At 66.9% G+C, this 19,799-nt stretch carries 21 protein-coding genes; 15 read left to right on the forward strand and 6 right to left on the reverse strand.

Annotation, left to right across the window (positions count from 1 at the left end):
* The first annotated feature begins 106 nt into the window (after window positions 1–106).
* Window positions 107–394, forward strand: a complete 288-nt coding sequence (locus tag KUH32_RS15315; protein WP_217779470.1) for a DUF6477 family protein — start codon at window positions 107–109, stop codon at window positions 392–394.
* Between the two features lie 10 nt (window positions 395–404).
* Here KUH32_RS15315 and KUH32_RS15320 read toward each other — a convergent pair whose 3' ends face one another.
* The 3 genes from KUH32_RS15320 to KUH32_RS15330 form a co-directional block, all read right to left on the reverse strand.
* Complete coding sequence (locus tag KUH32_RS15320) at window positions 405–1,949, reverse strand: trimethylamine methyltransferase family protein (RefSeq protein WP_217779471.1); 1,545 nt, start codon at window positions 1,947–1,949, stop codon at window positions 405–407.
* A 339-nt stretch (window positions 1,950–2,288) separates the two neighbouring features.
* Entirely contained in the window at window positions 2,289–2,660 is a 372-nt protein-coding gene (locus KUH32_RS15325) for a Lin0512 family protein (protein ID WP_217779472.1), read from the reverse strand.
* The gene (locus KUH32_RS15330; protein ID WP_217779473.1) at window positions 2,657–3,001 is read right to left on the reverse strand and encodes a Lin0512 family protein; all 345 of its coding nucleotides are present in this window, start codon (window positions 2,999–3,001) and stop codon (window positions 2,657–2,659) included. Before KUH32_RS15330 ends, KUH32_RS15325 begins: the two co-directional genes overlap by 4 nt.
* 54 nt (window positions 3,002–3,055) lie before the next feature.
* Here KUH32_RS15330 and guaA point away from each other — a divergent pair, with 54 nt between their 5' ends.
* The 3 genes from guaA (at window position 3,056) to KUH32_RS15345 (ending at window position 6,072) form a co-directional block, all read left to right on the forward strand.
* The gene (gene guaA, locus KUH32_RS15335; protein WP_217779474.1) at window positions 3,056–4,621 is read left to right on the forward strand and encodes a glutamine-hydrolyzing GMP synthase; all 1,566 of its coding nucleotides are present in this window, start codon (window positions 3,056–3,058) and stop codon (window positions 4,619–4,621) included.
* Window positions 4,622–4,782: 161 nt separating this feature from the next.
* Entirely contained in the window at window positions 4,783–5,799 is a 1,017-nt protein-coding gene (gene bmt / locus KUH32_RS15340; RefSeq protein WP_217779475.1) for a betaine--homocysteine S-methyltransferase, read from the forward strand.
* Between the two features lie 42 nt (window positions 5,800–5,841).
* Window positions 5,842–6,072: an N-(5'-phosphoribosyl)anthranilate isomerase gene (locus tag KUH32_RS15345; protein ID WP_217779476.1), complete on the forward strand. Its 231-nt coding sequence runs from the start codon at window positions 5,842–5,844 to the stop codon at window positions 6,070–6,072.
* 70 nt (window positions 6,073–6,142) lie between these two features.
* On the opposite strand, the gene KUH32_RS15350 is transcribed toward KUH32_RS15345, so the two are convergent.
* Window positions 6,143–7,228, reverse strand: a complete 1,086-nt coding sequence (locus KUH32_RS15350) for a PA0069 family radical SAM protein (protein ID WP_217779477.1) — start codon at window positions 7,226–7,228, stop codon at window positions 6,143–6,145.
* Between the two features lie 178 nt (window positions 7,229–7,406).
* Between KUH32_RS15350 and KUH32_RS15355 the strand changes: the two genes are divergently transcribed.
* From KUH32_RS15355 to KUH32_RS15365, 3 genes are all read left to right on the forward strand, one after another.
* Entirely contained in the window at window positions 7,407–8,108 is a 702-nt protein-coding gene (locus KUH32_RS15355; protein WP_217779478.1) for a corrinoid protein, read from the forward strand.
* Window positions 8,109–8,224: 116 nt separating this feature from the next.
* A complete protein-coding gene (locus KUH32_RS15360; protein WP_217779479.1) occupies window positions 8,225–8,398 on the forward strand; it encodes a hypothetical protein in 174 nt (57 codons plus the stop codon).
* Window positions 8,379–9,029 (forward strand): DUF1638 domain-containing protein, encoded by a 651-nt coding sequence (locus tag KUH32_RS15365; protein WP_217779480.1) that lies wholly within the window; start codon window positions 8,379–8,381, stop codon window positions 9,027–9,029. The genes KUH32_RS15360 and KUH32_RS15365 overlap by 20 nt, the downstream gene beginning before the upstream one ends.
* A 1-nt stretch (window position 9,030) precedes the next feature.
* Here the strand turns inward: KUH32_RS15365 and KUH32_RS18595 are convergent, their stop codons facing one another.
* Window positions 9,031–10,623 (reverse strand): divergent polysaccharide deacetylase family protein, encoded by a 1,593-nt coding sequence (locus KUH32_RS18595; protein WP_217779481.1) that lies wholly within the window; start codon window positions 10,621–10,623, stop codon window positions 9,031–9,033.
* 109 nt (window positions 10,624–10,732) lie between these two features.
* Between KUH32_RS18595 and KUH32_RS15375 the strand changes: the two genes are divergently transcribed.
* The 7 genes from KUH32_RS15375 (at window position 10,733) to lexA (ending at window position 16,201) form a co-directional block, all read left to right on the forward strand.
* The gene (locus KUH32_RS15375; protein ID WP_217779482.1) at window positions 10,733–11,314 is read left to right on the forward strand and encodes an anthranilate synthase component II; all 582 of its coding nucleotides are present in this window, start codon (window positions 10,733–10,735) and stop codon (window positions 11,312–11,314) included.
* Window positions 11,311–12,330, forward strand: a complete 1,020-nt coding sequence (gene trpD, locus KUH32_RS15380; protein ID WP_217779483.1) for an anthranilate phosphoribosyltransferase — start codon at window positions 11,311–11,313, stop codon at window positions 12,328–12,330. Before KUH32_RS15375 ends, trpD begins: the two co-directional genes overlap by 4 nt.
* Window positions 12,327–12,989: a uracil-DNA glycosylase gene (locus tag KUH32_RS15385; protein WP_348541126.1), complete on the forward strand. Its 663-nt coding sequence runs from the start codon at window positions 12,327–12,329 to the stop codon at window positions 12,987–12,989. Before trpD ends, KUH32_RS15385 begins: the two co-directional genes overlap by 4 nt.
* On the forward strand, window positions 12,986–13,789 hold the full coding sequence (gene trpC / locus KUH32_RS15390; protein ID WP_217779484.1) for an indole-3-glycerol phosphate synthase TrpC: 804 nt from the start codon (window positions 12,986–12,988) through the stop codon (window positions 13,787–13,789). The genes KUH32_RS15385 and trpC overlap by 4 nt, the downstream gene beginning before the upstream one ends.
* The gene (gene moaC / locus KUH32_RS15395) at window positions 13,786–14,262 is read left to right on the forward strand and encodes a cyclic pyranopterin monophosphate synthase MoaC (protein ID WP_217779485.1); all 477 of its coding nucleotides are present in this window, start codon (window positions 13,786–13,788) and stop codon (window positions 14,260–14,262) included. The genes trpC and moaC overlap by 4 nt, the downstream gene beginning before the upstream one ends.
* Window positions 14,259–15,425, forward strand: a complete 1,167-nt coding sequence (locus KUH32_RS15400; RefSeq protein WP_217779486.1) for a molybdopterin molybdotransferase MoeA — start codon at window positions 14,259–14,261, stop codon at window positions 15,423–15,425. The genes moaC and KUH32_RS15400 overlap by 4 nt, the downstream gene beginning before the upstream one ends.
* Before the next feature lie 83 nt (window positions 15,426–15,508).
* Entirely contained in the window at window positions 15,509–16,201 is a 693-nt protein-coding gene (gene lexA, locus KUH32_RS15405; RefSeq protein ID WP_217779487.1) for a transcriptional repressor LexA, read from the forward strand.
* Here lexA and KUH32_RS15410 read toward each other — a convergent pair.
* Window positions 16,195–18,264: a ComEC/Rec2 family competence protein gene (locus tag KUH32_RS15410; RefSeq protein ID WP_217779488.1), complete on the reverse strand. Its 2,070-nt coding sequence runs from the start codon at window positions 18,262–18,264 to the stop codon at window positions 16,195–16,197. The genes lexA and KUH32_RS15410 overlap by 7 nt on opposite strands.
* A gap of 76 nt (window positions 18,265–18,340) precedes the next feature.
* Here KUH32_RS15410 and gltX point away from each other — a divergent pair, with 76 nt between their 5' ends.
* A complete protein-coding gene (gene gltX, locus KUH32_RS15415) occupies window positions 18,341–19,768 on the forward strand; it encodes a glutamate--tRNA ligase (RefSeq protein ID WP_217779489.1) in 1,428 nt (475 codons plus the stop codon).
* Window positions 19,769–19,799: the final 31 nt, after the last annotated feature.

Consider the following 19,799-nt stretch of genomic DNA (forward strand, 5'->3'; position numbering starts at 1 on the left):
GTATTTGATAAACAGTTCTTTAGGCAGCGCGCGGCGCTCGGCGGCAGCGGGCAACAGCCATCGGCGCCGTGTCATGGTCCACTGGAATCAACCAGAGGGACTTGTCATGAGGGATATCTTGGGGCTGTTGGCCCATCTGCGCCGCCCACGTCTGCTGATCCGCGCGGCCCGCATCGGTGCGGTCAATTACCGCCGCGACACGCATCTGCACCGGCTGTTGGGCTATTCCAGCCTGCCGCGATCCGGCGCCGCGCTCATGCGCCTGATCGAAGTCGAGGCCGATCTAGACGAAAAGCGCCGCAACGACGATGCCGGCTATTCCGTCAGCCGGCATGTCGAGGTTCTGATGGCGATGATGGGCGAGGCGCAATTGCTGCGCAACGCACCGCGCTGACTGCGTCTGTTCAGCCGAAGGCGTCGGGCATAGACGCCTTTTTCCTGGCGACGTAGTCCGAAAGAGCCTCGGAAATACCCGGGTCCAACTGCGGCTGCTGGTACGTGTCCAAAAGCCTTTTCACCCGGTTGCGCGCCAGGGCAACCGTGTCGCGCGCGCCCTCTTCGGCCCAGGTTTCGTAGGGTTTGTAGTCGAACAGGTCGGTGCGCCAGAAGGCGGACTTGAAATTCGCCTGGGTGTGCGCGCAGCCCAGATAATGCCCGCCGGGGCCCACTTCGCGGATCGCGTCCATCGCCTGGCCGTTTTCATCCATCGCGATGCCTTCGGCCATCTTGTGCAGCGCGCCCAGCTGGTCGGCATCCATGACGAATTTCTCGTAGGACGACACCAGCCCGCCTTCCAGCCAACCGCAGGCATGCAACATGAAGTTCACCCCTGACAACAGCCCCATGTTCAGGCTGTTCGCCGTCTCGTAAGCGGCCTGGGCATCAGGGAGTTTCGAGCCGCAGAACGACCCGGCCGACCGGTATGGCAGGTTCATCCGGCGCGCCAGTTGCCCCACGCCATAGGTGATATGCGCGGCCTCGGGCGTGCCGAAGGTGGGCGCGCCGGAGTTCATGTCGATCGAGGTGACAAAGGCGCCCATGATGACCGGCGCGCCGGGCCGGACCAGCTGGGAATAGGCGATCCCGGCCAGAACCTCGGCCAGAACCTGGGTCAGCGTGCCGGCCACCGAAACCGGCGCCATCGCACCGCCCACGATGAAGGGCGAGATGATCGAGGCCTGGTTGTTGCGGGCATAGACCTCCATCGCGCCCATCATCACGTCGTCGAAGGTCAACGGCGAGTTGATGTTGATGAGCGAAGTCATCACCGTGTTCTGCTGGACGAAATCCTTGCCGAACAGGATCTCGCACATCTCGACGCTGTCCTGGGCGCGGCTGGGTTCGGTGACCGAGCCCATGAACGGCTTGTCCGACAGCGTCATATGCGCCAACAGCATGTCCAGGTGGCGCTTGTTTACCGGAACGTCGGTGGGTTCGCAAACCGTGCCGCCGGAATGGTGCAGCCATTTCGACATGTAGCCCAGCTTCACGAAATTGCGGAAATCGGCCATCGTGGCATAGCGCCGGCCGGTTTCCAGATCGTGCACGAAAGGCGGGCCGTAGACCGGCGCCAGTACCAGGTTGCGGCCGCCGATCTCGACCGAACGGTCGGGATTGCGCGCATGTTGGGTGTAGGTGGACGGCGCCGTGCTGCACAACTTGCGCGCCAGGCCCTTGGGGATGCGCACCCGTTCGCCGTCGACATCGGCGCCGGCATCGCGCCACAGCGCCAGGGCGCCGGGATTGTTGGCGAAGTTGACCCCGATTTCCTGCAAGACCGTTTCGGCATTGGCCTCGATGATCTCGAGCGCCTCGTCGTTGAGGATGTCGAGGTTGGGAATATTGCGTCGGATGTATTTCGCCGTCTCGACGCTTACCGCGCTGCGCTCGGCGCGCCGGGCCGCACCACCGCCCCCGCGGGCACGTCTGCGGGTTTCTGCTTCTGCCATGACCTCAGCCCTCATGCATGCAAGGGGCGCGCGGCGCCCCACAACTCGCCCCGTTCTAGCCTGCGTCCCGCGACGCGCGTTTGCGGAATCCGGCGCGTGGATCGCGAAAGCGACATCGGACCGGCCTGCCTTGCGACCGGTGAAGGCAAGTCCGGCGACATGCGACGCAAGGCAAAGGGCGGCAAACTTGAAACGCGGCAATCGCAGGCGCCAATGGATGCAGCCGGTCGGCGGATCGGGCGTCTTTGCCGCCGTGGTCGGAATCGTTCGCGGTTTTTTCCCGCCTTGGCACGTCGATCACCCCGGTCCTGCGCATCTGGAACACAGGCGCGCGGATCGTCAGACTTCCGACCGACCGAGCCGCCAGCCATGTTGCCGCGGCAGGAACAGCTCCACCGCGGCGCTGGCGATGACATGCGCGCCGCCATAGGCCGCGTCGGCGACGCTCAGCCCACCCTCGACCACGACGATTTCGACCCCATCATGCGGCAAGACGCACGCCACTGCCTCGCGGTCGACGGCATCGGGCCGCGGCACGCCGATCGTGACCTTGACCCGCGCCTGGGCCTTGAGCCCGTCGATAGCGCGCAGCACCGGCATCGAGGAATGGCGCAGCGCATCCTCGACAGCGCGTCTGGCAGCCTTTGTGTGGTCCTGGCCGTGCAGATCGACACCCATGCCCATTTCGATGATCAGTCGCTGCAGGCTCATGTCGCGGGCTCCATGTCGAAGGACACCGAAATCGCGGCATTGGCGATGATCGTGGGGTTGCCCGTTCCGTCGGGCCTCGGGATATCCAACCCGCCGGTGACGACGCGGATTGTCGGCCGGCCATAGGGAAAGACCGACGCCAGGGTATCCGCATCCACGTCGTCCGGCTGCTGCACGCCGATCTCGACGGTCAGCCGCATGTCGGTCTTGTCGAAGCCGAACAACTCGGCGGCGTTGATCGAGTTGCGCCACAGGGCGTCCTCGATCGCCCGCCGCGCAGCGCCCGTGTAATCGCCGCGCCGCAGCGACGTGCCCATGCCGAACTCGGTCAGGATGCGCATTTCCAACCCTCCAACAGCCGTTGCACTTTTTCAAACCCGTGCCTATCAGGACGCATGACCCAAGCCCAGCATGACCGCCTTCTCATCATCGATTTCGGCAGCCAGGTGACGCAGCTGATCGCGCGGCGCCTGCGCGAACTGAACGTCTATTGCGAAATCCACCCCTACCAGGCCGTTACCGATGAATGGCTGCGCGATTTCGCCCCCCGCGCCATCGTCTTTTCCGGCGGTCCGGATTCGGTCATGCGCGACGGCTCGCCCCGCCCGCCCAAAGCCGCCTACGACCTGGGCGTGCCGATCCTGGGCATCTGCTATGGCCAGCAGGTGATGATGCAAGACCTCGGTGGCCGCGTCGAAGCGGGCGAACAGGCCACCGCGGAATTCGGCCGCGCCTATGTGACGCCCGCGGCAGCGAAATCGGCGCTGCTGGCGGGCTGGTTCGCCGAGGGGCGCGAACAGGTCTGGATGAGCCATGGCGATCATGTCGCTGAAATCGCACCGGGTTTCGAGGTTCTGGGCACATCGCCCGGCGCGCCCTTTGCCATCACCGCAGACGAATCCCGCCGCTTTTACGCGGTGCAGTTCCACCCCGAAGTCCATCACACCCCGAACGGCAAACGGCTGTATCAGAACTTTGTCCGGATGGCCGGCTTCCAGGGCGACTGGACCATGGGCGCCTACCGCGAAGAAGCCGTTGCGCGCATTCGCGACCAGGTCGGCGACAAGAAGGTCATCTGCGCCCTGTCGGGCGGCGTCGACAGCTCGGTCGCTGCGGCGCTGATCCACGAGGCCGTGGGCGACCAGCTGACCTGCGTCTTCGTCGATCACGGCCTGTTGCGGCTGAACGAGGCCGACGAGGTGGTGGCGATGTTCCGCGACCACATGAACCTGCAGGTGATCCATGCCCAGGAACAGGAATTGTTCCTTGGCCAACTCGAGGGCGTCGGCGATCCGGAAACCAAGCGCAAGATCATCGGGCGGCTCTTCATCGAGGTGTTCCAGAAATACGCCGACCGGATCGACGGCGCCGAGTATCTCGCCCAGGGCACGCTTTACCCCGACGTGATCGAGTCGGTGTCGTTTTCCGGCGGCCCTTCGGTGACGATCAAGAGCCACCACAATGTCGGCGGCCTGCCAGAGAAGATGGGCCTGAAACTGGTCGAGCCGCTGCGCGAACTGTTCAAGGACGAGGTGCGCGCGCTTGGCCGCGAACTGGGCCTGCCCGACCATTTCATCGGTCGCCACCCCTTCCCCGGTCCCGGCCTCGCCATCCGCTGCCCGGGCGAGATCACCCGCGAAAAGCTCGACATCCTGCGCAAGGCGGATGCGGTCTATATCGACCAGATCCGCAAGCACGGTCTCTACGACGAGATCTGGCAGGCTTTCGTCGCCATCCTGCCGGTGCGCACCGTGGGCGTGATGGGCGACGGGCGCACCTACGACTACGCCTGCGCCCTGCGCGCAGTGACTTCGGTCGACGGAATGACCGCGGACTATTACCCGTTCAGCCACGAATTCCTGGGCGAAACCGCGACGCGGATCATCAACGAAGTCAAGGGCATCAACCGCGTGACCTATGACGTGACCAGCAAACCGCCGGGCACGATCGAATGGGAATAGGATCGGCCCGGTCTTCTTCTCTTTGAAAAATACGCGGCCACCGGCCAAGCACCCGCGCGCGGCCTGTTCTTGTGCGCGCTTCATGAAAAACATGCACATTATGAATTTGCTTCACCCATTCGCGTATGGCAGACGATGGCCGAACGACAAAGGGCAGGATGATGACCGACGCGCTGACCAGGATGCTGGCCGACCGTGACTGGGTGCTCGCCGATGGCGCCACCGGCACCAACCTGTTCAACATGGGTCTGACCAGCGGCGACGCGCCCGAGTTCTGGAACGAGACCGCACCGGACAAGATCCGCGCGCTCTATCGCGGCGCGGTCGAGGCGGGGTCGGACCTGTTCCTCACCAATTCTTTCGGCGCCAACCCGTCACGGCTGAAACTGCACGACGCCGCCCACAGAGCCTATGACCTGTCCAAGCTGGCCGCCGAACTGGGTCGCGAGGTGGCCGACGCGGCGGGACGTCCGGTGATCGTCGCAGGGTCGGTCGGGCCCACGGGCGAGATCATGGGCGCGGTCGGAACGCTGTCGCACGCAGACGCCGTGGCGATGTTCGAGGAAACCGGCAAGGGTTTGATGGATGGCGGCGCAGACGTGCTCTGGCTGGAAACCATCAGCGCGCCAGAGGAATACAAGGCCGCGGCCGAAGCCTTTGGAAACATCGGCGCGCCCTGGTGCGGCACCATGAGCTTCGACACGGCCGGCCGGACGATGATGGGTGTCACGTCCGCGGACATGATCGGCCTGGTCGAAAGCCTGCCGAACCCGCCGATCGCCTTCGGCGCCAATTGCGGTGTCGGTGCGTCCGACCTGTTGAGAACGGTACTGGGTTTCGTCGCGCAGGGCACCGAACGGCCGATCATCGCCAAGGGCAATGCCGGCATTCCGAAATATGTCGACGGCCATATCCACTATGACGGCACCCCGCAGCTGATGGCCGAATACGCGGTGATGGCGCGCGATTGCGGCGCGCGGATCATCGGCGGCTGTTGCGGCACCATGCCCGAGCATCTGCATGCGATGCGCGCGGCGCTGGAAACCCGGCCGCGCGGCGCCGCACCGACGCTGGACCGGATCGCCGAGACCCTGGGCGGGTTCTCGTCCGAAAGCGACGGCACCGGAGGCGGCGGCGGTGCTCCTGTCCGGGCGCGGCGCGGACGGCGCCGCGCATGAGACACTAACCCGATTGCAACCCTTTCGCGACCTGATCGCGCCATGCCCCATGCCGAATTGCCTTGTCGTCCCGAAGACTGGATTCGCCGTATCTTCGCCTCGCGCGCCGCGGCCGAAGGCGGTGTCGTGCGCCGGAAATCCGCCGATATCGACCGTTTCGTCGGTCGCGCGCGGTTCCTGGCCGAACTGGACCGGCGCGGATATCGTGCGGTCGAAAACGGCGGCCAGACGATCATCTTCTGCAATCGCGAACCGATCCGCGTCCTGCGCTGACATCGCCGCGGGCCGCAAATTCCTGGCCAGGAATATGCAAATCTCTGACCAGAGATTTGCCCCGCAGCTTTCAGAACAGCGCGAGTTGATCACCGGGAAGAGCCGGTGGGCGGAACAGATCGCGGCGCAGCTCCGGCAGCGTCCGATCCAGCCCAAGCTTTCGCGTCGCTCGGCGGAATCGGTGCGCGATCAGGGTCGCATAGTGGCCCTCGCCACGCATCCGGTGGTGCCAGCGCGCGTCGTAATCCCGTCCGCCATGCATCTCGCGCAGCCGCGCCATGATGCGTCTGGCGCGATCGGGATAATGCTCGGCCAGCCAATCCTGCCACAGCGGCGAAACCTCGAGCGGCAGGCGCAACATGATCCAGCTGGCGGCCGTCGCGCCGGCTTCGGCCCCCGCTTCGAGAATGCGTTCCAGCTCCGGATCGGTCAGCGCCGGAATGACCGGGGACACCATCAACCGCACCTCGATCCCGGCCTCGCTCAGGCGCCGGATCGTTTGCAACCGGCGGGCCGGCAGCGGCACGCGCGGCTCCATCCGGCGCGACAGATCCGCATCCAGCGTCGTCACCGTTATGCCGACGCGCACCAGCCCTTTTGCCGCCATCGGCGACAGGATGTCGATGTCGCGTTCGATCAGCGTGCCTTTCGTCACGATCCCGACCGGATGGTCGCAATCGTGCAGCACCTGCAGGCAGCCGCGCATGATACCGCGGTCGCGTTCCACCGGCTGATACGGATCGGTGTTGGTGCCGATGGCGATCGGCGCGACCCGGTAACGCGGCGCACGCAATTCGCGTTGCAGCACCGCGGGCGCGTCCGGCCGGGCCACCAGCCTGGTTTCGAAATCCAGGCCCGGCGACAGGCCCAGCCAGGCATGGGTCGGCCTGGCAAAGCAATAGATGCAGCCATGTTCGCAGCCGCGATAGGGGTTCAGGGTCCGATCGAATGGCAGGTCGGGCGACCGCACGAAGTTGATCATGCTGCGCGGTCGTTCTTCGGTCACCTCGGTGCGCAGCGGCGCGATGTCCGGTGCGATGCCCCAACCATCATCGGCATCGACATGCGCATAGCGTTCGAACCGGCCGGTTTCGCGGCTTGCCGCGCCGCGTCCGCGCCGGTTCTCGGGGTCGACATATCGGGCTCCTGGGCGCATGACGCGAAACTAGAACACATCGGGAACATCGACAAGGGCGCGCTGTGGGGAACCGGCGCCTGCGTCGGTTGCGCTTTGCGCCATGTCGCAATCGGCCTAGTGGGTCAGGCGCAAACATTCGATTAGTAATCAACAAAAACCGCGGCCCGCCGGTACGGGCCACACAAGGAACATGCCCATGTCCGACGAAGACGACATCATCCTGTCCGAACTCGACGACGAGGAACTCGTCCAACAGATGTTCGACGACCTTTACGACGGTCTCAAGGAGGAGATCGAGGAAGGCGTGAACATCCTGCTCGAACGGGGCTGGGCGCCCTACCGTGTCCTGACCGAGGCGCTGGTCGGCGGCATGACCATCGTCGGCAAGGATTTCCGGGACGGGATTCTGTTCGTCCCCGAGGTGCTTCTGGCCGCCAACGCGATGAAGGCGGGCATGGCCATTCTCAAGCCGCTGCTGGCCGAAACCGGCGCGCCGCGCATGGGCAAGATGGTCATCGGCACCGTCAAGGGCGACATCCACGACATCGGCAAGAACCTGGTGTCGATGATGATGGAAGGGGCCGGCTTCGAAGTGGTCGACCTGGGCATCAACAACCCCGTCGAGAACTATCTCGAGGCGCTGAAAACCGAAGAACCCGACATCCTGGGCATGTCGGCGCTGCTGACCACCACGATGCCCTACATGAAGGTGGTGATCGACACGATGGTCGAACTGGGCATCCGCGACGATTACATCGTGCTGGTGGGCGGCGCACCGCTGAACGAGGAATTCGGTCGCGCCATCGGCGCCGATGCCTATTGCCGCGATGCCGCCGTCGCGGTCGAGACCGCCAAGGACTTCATCGCGCGCAAGCACAACCAACTTGCCGCGGGGTAACGCACTATTGTCGCGCAAAGCCGCGCGCCATCAGGCATTTTCAGGGGGTCGTGCCATGCATGGCCCCTTTTTCTTTACCCGAATCTGCCCCATATTGGAGGCGAGAGGAGTTCGGTATGCCTGTGACATCCTTCGCCCTTTTGGTGGTTGGCGTTCTGGCCGCCGCGGCGTTAACCGTTTGGGGTTTCAGCAGCTGGGGGTCCGTGACCATGCTGCCACTGCTGGCGGTGCTGGCGCTTCTGGCCCGTTGGGGTCTGGCGCACGTGCCGCATGACGACGCAAAACCCTGATCCGGACCGCCTGACTGCCGAAGGCGTCGCGCCTGCGGGGCGCGGGACCATCCTGCTGCTGGCCTGCGGCGCCCTGGCGCGCGAGATCCTCGACCTCAAGGCGCGCAATCGCTGGGATCACATCGATCTGGCCTGCCTTCCGGCCATTCTGCACAACCATCCCGAAAAGATCACTGGCGCTGTCCGCGACGCCGTCGTCAAACACCGCGACAACTACGATGCGATCCATGTCGTCTATGCCGATTGCGGCACCGGTGGCTTGTTGCAGGCCGCCTGCGCCGAGATGGGAGTCGAGATGGTCGCGGGGCCGCATTGCTATGCCTTCTTCGACGGCCTCGCCCGGTTCGAGACGCGCGACGACATCACGGCCTTCTACCTGACCGATTTCCTGGTCCGGCAATTCGACGCCTTCGTCTGGAAACCGCTGGGCCTGGATCGGCACCCCGATCTGCGCGACCTGTATTTCGGGCATTACGAAACGCTGGTCTATCTGGCCCAGACCGACGACCCGGCGCTGACGGAAAAGGCCCGCGAACAGGCGGCGCGGCTGCGGCTGCGCTTTGAACGCAGGATGACCGGGTACGGCGATCTGGAGACAACGCTGGCCGGTTGGGCCGCCGCGCCCGTCTGATCTATTCCGATACCGATTCCCGCAAGATCAGCGACGCGGGCACCAGCGCGATTTCGCCCGACCGGTCCTGCAAACCCCATTGCACCAGGGCCGATACCGTATCCGCCCGCAAGCGGCCCAGCAACGTCACCGCACCATCCTGGCGGGCCTTGAACGCCGCCTGGTCCAGGACCCGGCGGATCGCCGCGGCGTTTTCGCCCTGCCCGTCGATATCGCGGAACAGCGGGGCCGACGGAACGCCCGCGCGCGCCGCAAGCTGCTGCGCGGTGTTCAAACCCCGGGCCTGCATCAGCAACCCATGACCCGACGCCTTGAGAAAAGCGGCAACCTGGTCTGACACCGCGCGATCCCCGGGCATCCCGCCGGCGGGATCTTCGATGACAGCGACGGCTTCGGGCACGGCGTCGATCACCCCGGCCAGGGCAATCTCGACATCGGTGGCCGTCGCACCTTGCGGCACCCGCGCCACCGCCAGCACTTCCAGCCCCGCGGCGCGGTAGGCAGCCGCGGCACCCGCCGCGTCGGGGTGAGACGGGTCGATGGCAATGCTGATCGGAAACGGAAACGCCTTGAAAACCGCCGGGCCCAACGGGCCGCTGCCGTCGTCGATCAGCACGACCGCGAGCCGCGGAAGGGTCGCCGCAGCGCTGCTGGGGGCGGCGTAGCGGATCAGCGGTGGCTGCGCGGCGGCGTCGGTTTCGGTGTCGTCCGTCGCGGCCTCGGGATTTTCCTCGTCCTGCCCGATCCGCCGCGTCGGCACCGCCTGTTCGCGATTCAGCAACGACACGGCGGGTTCGCCGATCTGCGGCCGCAGGGGCGTCTCCGTTTCGTTGTCGTCCCCTGCGAGGCTGGGCAGTGCCGGTTGGCGCGGAGCGGTATCGTCGACCCCGGGTTCCGCCCCGATGTCCGCCGTCGCCGGTCCGTCGTCCGCCGCGACGTCGGGTTCGGCCTCGGTTGCCGGTTCGCTTGCCATCCCAAAGGCACTGTCGTCGCCGGGCAGGTCAGGAGCCGGAGGCTGCGCGGGTTCGGTGGAAATGCCGGTCGGGGTGGTTTCCGGTACCGGCGATACGGGCCCCGGCAGCGGCTCGGCACGCGGGGTCGCATCGACCGCAGCAGGCACCGACGCGGCCTGGCCATCGTCCTTGGCCTCGGGCAAGGCGGCGATGTCCGTCGAAACCTCGGGGGTCGGGCCGGTCGCGGTGTCCAGCGGCGGGCTGCTGCCGTCCTGCGGTTGCGCCAGCGCGCCGGCCCCGGGAAGAACGACACCCGGATCGGGTTTCGACAAAGGCTCGGCCGGTGCCTTGGGGGCGGGTCGCTCGGCGGTTTCGACCGGGGTTGGCGCAGTATCGGCGGGTGCCGGCTCGTCTGTCGTGGTGGCGGGTACCGGTTCTTCGGCGGCGTCTTGCGCGACCGCCTCTTGAGTCGCGGTCGGCGACGGCGCCGGATCGGCCGCTACGGGCGGCGCAACCTCTGCCGCGGGCTTGTCCGGCATTGGTGCTGTGCGCGGCGTCCCGGTCATGACCGACACGGTTCCCAGCCCCACCGCGGCCACCGCCGTGCCCCAGATCGCGCCTGCCAGAAATCCCCGAGCCATGGCCCACCCCCTTGCTGCTCTGCCGCCGCGCCCTTGACGCTGGTCTTTTCCCTTGTGCATGTATACCGCGAGGCGACCCGCCGCTTCCAGCCCCGAGACGACAAAAGCCATGCTTCTGCTGATAGATAACTACGACAGCTTCACCTATAACCTCGTCCACTATGTCGGCGAGCTGGGATGCGAGGTCGTCGTGCGCCGCAACGATGCGCTGAACGTGCAAGAGGCGATGGGCCTGAATCCCGCCGGAATCCTGCTGTCGCCCGGCCCCTGTGACCCCGATCAGGCGGGCATCTGCCTGGCCCTGACGCAGGCCGCGGCCGAAACCGGCACACCGCTTTTCGGCGTCTGCCTCGGCCACCAGACCATCGGTCAGGCATTCGGCGGCACCGTTGTGCGCCATTCCGAAATCGTGCACGGCAAGATGGGCACGATGCACCATGACGGCAGCGGGGTCTTCGCCGGGCTGCCCTCGCCCTTTTCGGCCACGCGGTATCATTCGCTTGTGGTCGACCGCGACAGCGTGCCGGATTGCCTGCAGGTCAACGCCTGGCTCGAGGACGGCACGGTCATGGGCCTGCGCCACAAGACGCTGCCGATCCACGGCGTGCAGTTTCATCCCGAATCCATCGCCTCGGAACACGGTCACGCGCTGATCCGCAATTTCCTCGACACCATGAAAGCCCCGGCATGAGCGACCGACTGAAACCGCTGATCGGCGCCGCCGCCGACCGCCCGCTGAGCCGCGCCGAAGCCGAAGCCGCCTTCGAGGTGCTGTTCGAGGGCGAGGCGACGCCGGCGCAGATGGGCGGCCTGCTGATGGCCTTGCGTACCCGCGGCGAAACGGTGGACGAATACGCCGCGGCCGCCGCGGTGATGCGCGCCAAGTGCCACAAGGTCGCCGCGCCCGCCGGTGCGATGGACATCGTCGGCACCGGCGGCGACGGCAAGGGCACGCTGAATATCTCGACCGCCACGGCCTTTGTCGTGGCCGGTGCCGGCGTGACCGTGGCCAAGCATGGCAACCGCAACCTGTCGTCGAAATCAGGCGCTGCGGATGCGTTGGGTCAGCTTGGCATCAACGTGATGATCGGCTCGGAAGCCGTTGAAAAGGCACTCAAAAGCGTTGGTATATGCTTCATGATGGCGCCCATGCATCATCCGGCGATGAAACATGTCATGCCGGTGCGCACGGAACTGGGCACGCGCACGATCTTCAACATTCTCGGCCCGCTGACGAATCCCGCCGGTGTCAAGCGCCAGTTGACCGGCGCCTTTTCCCGCGACCTGATCCGCCCGATGGCCGAAACGCTGGGCGCGCTTGGGTCCGAACGCGCCTGGCTGGTGCATGGCGGCGACGGCACCGACGAGCTGTCGATCGCCGGCGTCAGCTGGATCGCCGCGCTGGAAGAAGACGGCAGCATCCGCGAGGCCGAGCTGCACCCCGAAGACGCCGGCCTGCCCGTGCACGCATTCGATGACTTGCTGGGCGGCACGCCCGAACAAAACGCCACCGCGTTCCGCGCCCTGCTGGACGGTGCGCCGTCGGCCTATCGCGACGCGGTTCTGCTCAACGCGGCAGCGGCGCTGGTCGTGGCCGGCAAGGTCGACGATCTGCGCAACGGCGTAGCGCTTGCGCGCGACAGCATCGACAGCGGCGCGGCCCGGGCCAAGGTCGAAGGACTGGCCGCCGCGACGCAAGCGGCGTGAGCCAACCGCCCTTTGCCATCCCGCCCGCTGGCTGGCACGATCTGCCGTTCTTCCGGCGCGACTGGTTGGTGATCTCGCTGGCGCTGCAGGCCGAGACACGGCCCGTTCTGCCGCCCGCCGACCAAGTCTTCGCCGCGCTTGCCGCCTGCCCACCCGATGCCACCCGTGTCGTGATCCTGGGCCAGGACCCCTATCCGACGCCGGGGCACGCCCATGGCTTTGCCTTTTCCGTGGCTCCCGATGTCAAACCCCTTCCCCGATCTTTGTCGAATATCTTCAGAGAGATGCAGGACGATCTTGGCGCCGCGCCCCCGAACGGTGATCTGCGGTTCTGGGCGGCGCAGGGCGTGCTGCTGCTCAACACTGCGCTGACCGTCCCGGCGGGCGATGCGGGCGGGCATGCCAAGCTGGGCTGGTGGAAACTGACGACCGAGGTCCTGCACCGCCTGTCGGACGCACCGCGCGCCTTCGTCCTGTGGGGCGGCCATGCGCAGGGCCTGGCCCATCACATCGCCGGCCCCGAACACCTGATCCTGCGCAGCGCCCATCCTTCGCCGCTGTCCGCGCGCAGGGGGTTTTTCGGCTCGCGCCCCTTTTCCCGCGTCAACGACTGGCTTAAAGCCAAGGGGGACACGCCGATCAACTGGACGACGCCATGACCGACACGATCCTCGACAAGATCAAGGCCTACAAGCTCGAAGAAGTCGCCGCCGACAAGGCCGCCAAACCGCTTGCCGAGATCGAGGCCGAGGCGCGCGAAGCCGATCCCGTCCGGGGCTTCGCCAAGGCTTTGCGGCGTGCGGCGAAAACCGGCTACGGCCTGATCGCCGAGATCAAGAAGGCCTCGCCCTCCAAGGGGCTGATCCGCGCCGATTTCGACCCCGCGACACTGGCCCGCGCCTATCAGGCCGGGGGCGCCACCTGCCTTTCGGTGCTGACAGACACGCCGTCCTTCCAGGGGGCCAAACCGTTTCTCACGCAAGCCCGCGCTGCGACCGCGCTGCCTGCGTTGCGCAAGGATTTCATGTACGACCCCTACCAGGTCGCCGAGGCGCGCGCGTTGGGCGCCGATTGCATCCTGATCATCATGGCCAGCGTGTCAGACATACAGGCGGCCGAACTCGAGGACGCGGCGCTCGGCTGGGGCATGGACGTGCTGATCGAGGTTCATGACGGCCCGGAACTGGACCGCGCGCTGCGCCTGAAATCGCCGCTGATCGGGGTGAACAACCGAAACCTCAAGACCTTCGAGACCAGCCTGCAGACAACCCGGGATCTTTCGGCGCGGGTGCCGTCCGACCGGATGCTGATCTCGGAATCGGGCCTGAACACACCGGCCGACCTGGCCAACATGGCCGCGCACGGCGCCCGCGCCTTCCTGATCGGCGAAAGCCTGATGCGGCAGGGCGATGTCGCGGCCGCGACCCGCGCCATCCTCGAGAACCCGGTGCCGGCATGAGCGGGCTCACTCATTTCGACGACCAGGGCGCGGCACATATGGTCGATGTCTCGGACAAGGCCGTCACGGCGCGCATCGCCATCGCCGAAGGCTGGGTGAAGATGGCGCGCCAAACCTATGACATCATTATCGAAGGGCGCGCCAAGAAAGGCGACGTTATCGGCATCGCGCGACTGGCCGGCATCATGGGCGCCAAGAAGACCGCCGAGCTGATCCCGCTGTGTCATCCGCTGCCGATCACCAAGGTGTCGGTCGAAATCACCCCCGATCCCGATCTGCCCGGCCTGCGCATCGAGGCCACCGTCAAGACCACCGGCCAGACCGGCGTCGAGATGGAAGCGCTCACCGCCGTGTCGACGGCCGCGCTGACGGTGCATGACATGGCCAAGGCCGTGGACAAGGCAATGGAGATCGGCGGCATCCGCGTGATCCTGAAGGATGGTGGAAAATCAGGGCGCTACGAGGCGACATGATTTCCGTCGCCGAGGCCCTCGACCGCCTGTTCGCACTCGCGCCCGTCTTGCCGTCCGAGGATGTGCCGCTGGTCGAAGCCGCGGGACGGGTGCTGGCCCATCCCATGCTCACCCGCCGCACGCAGCCGCCCTTTTCCGCCTCGGCCATGGACGGCTATGCCGTGACCGACGCCACGCCCGGCGCGACGTTGACCGTGATCGGTGAGGCCGCGGCGGGCAGCGGGTTCGACGGCCCGGTTGCAGACGGCCAAGCCGTGCGCATCTTCACCGGCGCGCCCGTCCCGCACGGTGCGACCCGCATCGTCATTCAAGAGGACGTCACCCGCGACGGCGACACGATCACGCTGGGCGAAACCCTGGACCAGGGCACCCATATCCGCCCCGCCGGCGGCGATTTCGGCCGGGATTTCACCTTCGCCGCGCCGAAACGGCTCGTTCCGCAGGACATCGCGCTGCTGGCTGCGATGAACCACGCCACCTTGCCGGTCACGCGGCGGCCGGTGGTCGCGTTGATCTCGACCGGCGACGAACTGGTGCAGCCGGGCGAAGACCCCGGCCCCGACCAGATCGTCGCGTCGAACACGTTTGGCCTGCACGCCTTGCTGCGCGATCTGGGCGCGTCGCCCCGCATCCTGCCCATCGCCCGGGACAATCCCGACAGCCTGCGCTTTGTCCTGGGTCTTGTCGACGATGCCGACCTGGTGGTCACGATCGGCGGCGCTTCGGTCGGCGATCACGATCTGGTGGCGCAGGTGGCGGGTGAAATGGGGCTGGAGCGGGCCTTTCACAAGGTCGCCATGCGCCCGGGCAAGCCGCTGATGTCGGGGCGGCTGGGCGATGCGATGATGGTCGGCCTGCCGGGCAACCCGGTTTCGGCCATGGTATGCGGCCATGTCTTTCTTGCGCCGGTGGTTCGGGCGATGCTGGGCCTCGGCGCGCATCCGGCTGCGCGCCGGACCGCACCGCTGGCCGACGTGGCCCCCGCCAACGGCCCGCGCGAGCATTACATGCGCGCCACGCTTGGCCCCGATGGCATCCGGATCGCCGCGAACCAGGATTCGAGCCTGCTCAGCTTGCTGGCGGCCTCGAACGCGCTGGTCGTGCGGCCACCAAACGATCCGGCGCGCAACGCCGGAGACAGGGTGGCGTATCTGCCGCTGTGACCCGCACTTATCCACAGGCCCGTTGACACAAAACGGGAACATGTCTAGAACAAACCAAAGACAGGCGCTGTGGGAGAGATGCCGTGCTGACCAAGAAACAGCTGGATCTGCTGGACTTCATCAACAAGCGGATGACCCGTGACGGGGTGCCGCCCAGTTTCGACGAAATGAAGGACGCGCTGGACTTGCGTTCGAAATCCGGCATCCACCGTTTGATCACCGCGCTCGAGGAACGCGGCTTCATCCGCCGGCTGCCGCATCGGGCCCGCGCTCTGGAAATCGTCAAGCTGCCTGAAAGCCTGGGCTCGGCGCCCGCCGGTTTCGTTCCGCAGGTGATCGAGGGCGACCGCGCCGACCCGCCGTCGCGCGCGATGACGGTCAGCCCGTTGCACGCGCAGGAATTGCCGCTGATGGGCCGGATCGCCGCCGGCGTGCCGATCGAATCCATCGCCGACAACCCGCCCCAGATCGCCGTCCCCGGACAGATGCTGTCCGGTTCGGCGCGGCATTACGCGCTCGAGGTCAAGGGCGATTCGATGATCGACGCCGGGATCAACGACGGCGATGTCGTGGTCATCCGCGAGGCATCGGATGCCGACAACGGCGATATCGTTGTGGCCCAGGTCGAAGGGTACGAGGCGACGCTGAAATATTTCAAGCGCAAGGGCGACATGATCGTGCTCGAAGCCGCGAACCCGGCCTATGAACCGCGCGTGCTGCCGCGCGGGGCGGTCAAGGTGCAGGGCAAGCTGGTCGGGCTGATCCGCACCTACTGAGCTTTCGCCAGACGCAGCGGCGCGGGCCCGGCTCCGTGCCACAGTCGCTGGCCGCTGCGCGCCGTCACGCTGTCGAACCGCAGCGCCCCCTTGTTGTCCCAGAACGCCACCGCGCCGGTCGCCCTCAGCGTTTTCGGATCGAACACCGTGCAACCGGTCATCGCCGGAAGATCGACGGTTGCGACCACGATGGCGCCGGGTGTGCAGCCCGCGAATGCGGCGGCGGCGCGTTTGCCCTGCAGGTGGACGATCTCGACACCGCCCAGGCTGGCGCGGGCGATCCGGTCGGCATTCTGCCCGGGCCAGCGCGCCGCCGCACCGGCTTGATCGCCGCCCTGCCCGTCGTTTTCCAGCCAGATCCCGGCGACGAATCCCGACCCCCGGTCACGAGACAGCGCGCGGCCCTCCGGCGTCAGGATTCCGACCAGCCCGCCATCCTCGGCCACCAGCAGAGCGGGCCGTTCGGCCGACATCCACAAGCCCGCAGCGACCGCAAGCGGAAGCGCGGCCGCGGCCCGACCCCGGCCCCGCCAGATCGCCGCGATCAGACCCGCCGCGGCGATCAGCGGCAGAACTGCCGGGCCCGGCGCCACGACCGCGCCCACCGCGCCGTCCCACTGCGCGACATGGTGCGCCACGGCCAAGATCCAGTCCAGGCCCAGCCCCATGATCCACAGCGCGATCCAGTCCAGACCCAGGGGCAACAGCACCGCGCTCAGAACCGCCATTGGCACCACCACCGCCCCCATGACCGGAACCGAAACGAGGTTGGCCAGCAGGCCGTAATGCGCGACCTGGTTGAAATGCGCCATCGCGATGGGCGCCGTCGCCGCGCCGGCCACCGCCGATGAGATCACGAGCGACAGAACGGGGCGCAGCCAGCGCGGCGCACGCTGCAAACCGTCGGCCCGGCTCAGCGCCTCGAACACCGCGACCAGCGCGGTGGTGGCGGCGAACGACATCTGGAACCCCGGCCCCAGCAGCGCCTCGGGCCGCAGCGACAGGATGATCAGCGCGGCCAGCGCCACCGCCCGCAGGCTGAGCGCGCGCCGGTCGAGCATCACCGCCAGAAGCGCCACGGCGGCCATGACGAAGGCGCGTTCGGTGGCCACGTTGCCGCCCGACAGGGCAAGGTAACCGGCGGCGGCCAACAACGCGCCCGCCGCGGCCAGTTTCTTGACCGGCCAGGTCAGCCGCACCGCCGGGATCAGCAGCAGGCCCAGGCGGAGCGCGGCAAAGACCGTTCCGGCCAGCAGCCCCATATGCAGACCCGAAATGGCGATCAGATGCGCGAGATTGGTGTCGCGCAGCTGGTCCAGCGTGGCCTGCCCCATCCCCGACCGGTCCCCGGTCATCACCGCCGCGGCAAAGGCACCGGTTTCCCCGGGCAGGGTCCGCTTGACCCGTTCGGAAAGCCACATCCGCGCCCGGAACACCCATTGCCCGCCCTGCGGCGGCTCGAGCAGCAGGACGGGCGTGCGGGTATATCCCACGGCGCCCAGCCGCAGGAACCAGGCATGGCGGCGGAAATCGAAGCCGCCGGGTTCGGCCGCGCCGCCCGGCGCCGACAGATGTCCGGTCAGGATCACCGTGGCGCCGGGCGCGGGATCGGCGTATCCCTGCTGTCCGTGCAACGCCACGCGCACGCGGGCCGGCGTGTCGGCTGGCGCCATGCGGTCCAGCACCACCCAGTCCAGCGTCAGGCGCACCGCATCGGATGCCGAACGGTCTATCCCGACGACCCGGCCCTGGATCGGACCGTAATAGCGGAAATCCAGCAACGGTCCCGCGACCGTGTGGCTGCGCGCGCCGGCCAGCGCCAAACCCGCCGCCACCAGCCCCGCCGCGATCAGCAACGGCCCGGCCACCGCATTGGCCCGCAGGCCCAGCCCGACCAGCGCCGCTCCGGACAGCGCCGCCAGCCACAGCGCCGCGACCGGCGGTTCGACCCTGAGTGCAAAGTAAAAGCCGATGCCGCAGGCCAAGCAGACCGGCGCCCAGGGAAAGAGAAACCCGCGCTGGTCCGGCAATATCGCGGCAAGTGCCCGTAGCGCGGTGCCCATGCTTGCCCCCGCCCGGTGGCCTGTTTAAGGAACGCTCAACGCTAGCTCCGACTTGGTTATCACAAGGTTAACGCGCATGCCCGGACCCGCCGACACACCCGTCGTCACCCGTTTCGCCCCGTCGCCCACCGGCTATCTGCATATCGGCGGCGCGCGCACGGCGTTGTTCAACTGGTTGTTCGCGCGGCACCATGGCGGCACGTTCCTGCTGCGCATCGAAGACACCGACCGCGCCCGGTCGACCCCGCAGGCGACCGAAGCGATCCTCAAGGGGCTGGACTGGTTGGGACTGGACCACGACGGCGAGGTGGTCAGCCAGTTCGACCGGCACCAGCGCCATGCCCAGGTGGCCCGCCAGATGCTGGAGGCCGGCCGCGCCTACAAGTGTTTCGCGACCCAGGACGAGATCGAAGCCTTCCGCGAGGCCGCCCGCGCCGAGGGCCGTTCGACCCTGTTCCGCAGCCCCTGGCGCGATGCCGATCCCGCCAGCCATCCCGACGCACCCTATGCGATCCGCCTGCGCACGCCCGAGACGGGCGCGACCGTGATCCGCGACGCGGTTCAGGGCGACGTCACCATCCGCAACGACCAGCTGGATGACATGGTTCTGCTGCGTTCGGACGGCACGCCGGTCTACATGCTGGCGGTGGTGGTGGACGATCACGACATGGGTGTGACCCACGTGATCCGCGGCGATGACCATCTCAACAACGCGGCGCGTCAGATGGGCATCTACACGGCAATGGGTTGGGACCTGCCGGTCTACGCCCATATCCCGCTGATCCACGGCCCCGATGGCAAGAAGCTGTCCAAGCGGCACGGTTCGCTGGGCGTCGACGAATACCAGAAGATGGGCTATCCGGCAGCCGGGATGCGCAACTACCTCGCCCGTCTGGGCTGGAGCCATGGCGACGACGAATTCTTCACCGACGCGCAGGCGATCGAGTGGTTCGGGCTGGAGGGAATCGGCAAGTCGCCGGCGCGGTTCGATTTCAAGAAACTTGAAAACCTCTGCGGTCAGCACATCGCCACCGCCGACGATGCTGCGCTGCTGCATGAATTGATGGCCTATCTCGACGCGGCAGGTCTTCCGCCACTGACGCCCACCCAGCAAGACGGATTGGGACGTGCGATGTATTGCCTCAAGGAGCGGGCACGCACCTTCCCGGAACTTATTGAAAAGGCACACTTTGTCCTGACAAAACGCCCGGTGGAGATGGATGAGAGGGCGGCATCCGCGCTGGATACGGTATCCCGTGGTATACTGGCTGCGTTGACGCCGCAGCTGCAAAATGCTAGCTGGAACCGCGACGATCTCGAAGACGTCATGACCCGATTTGCCGAAGCCCAGAGCACGAAATTCGGCAAGCTGGCGGGGCCGCTCCGCGCGGCCTTGGCAGGCCGGTCCGTGACCCCGAGCGTCTATGACATGATGCTGGTGCTCGGGCGGGATGAAACGCTCGCGCGCCTGACAGAGGCCGCAGCCGCGGGACCGGATGCCTGACCGCCTCCGAGGCGCCTGAACCGCACGGCCA

This window comes from Thalassococcus arenae, assembly GCF_019104745.1.
Lineage (GTDB): Bacteria > Pseudomonadota > Alphaproteobacteria > Rhodobacterales > Rhodobacteraceae > Thalassococcus_B > Thalassococcus_B arenae.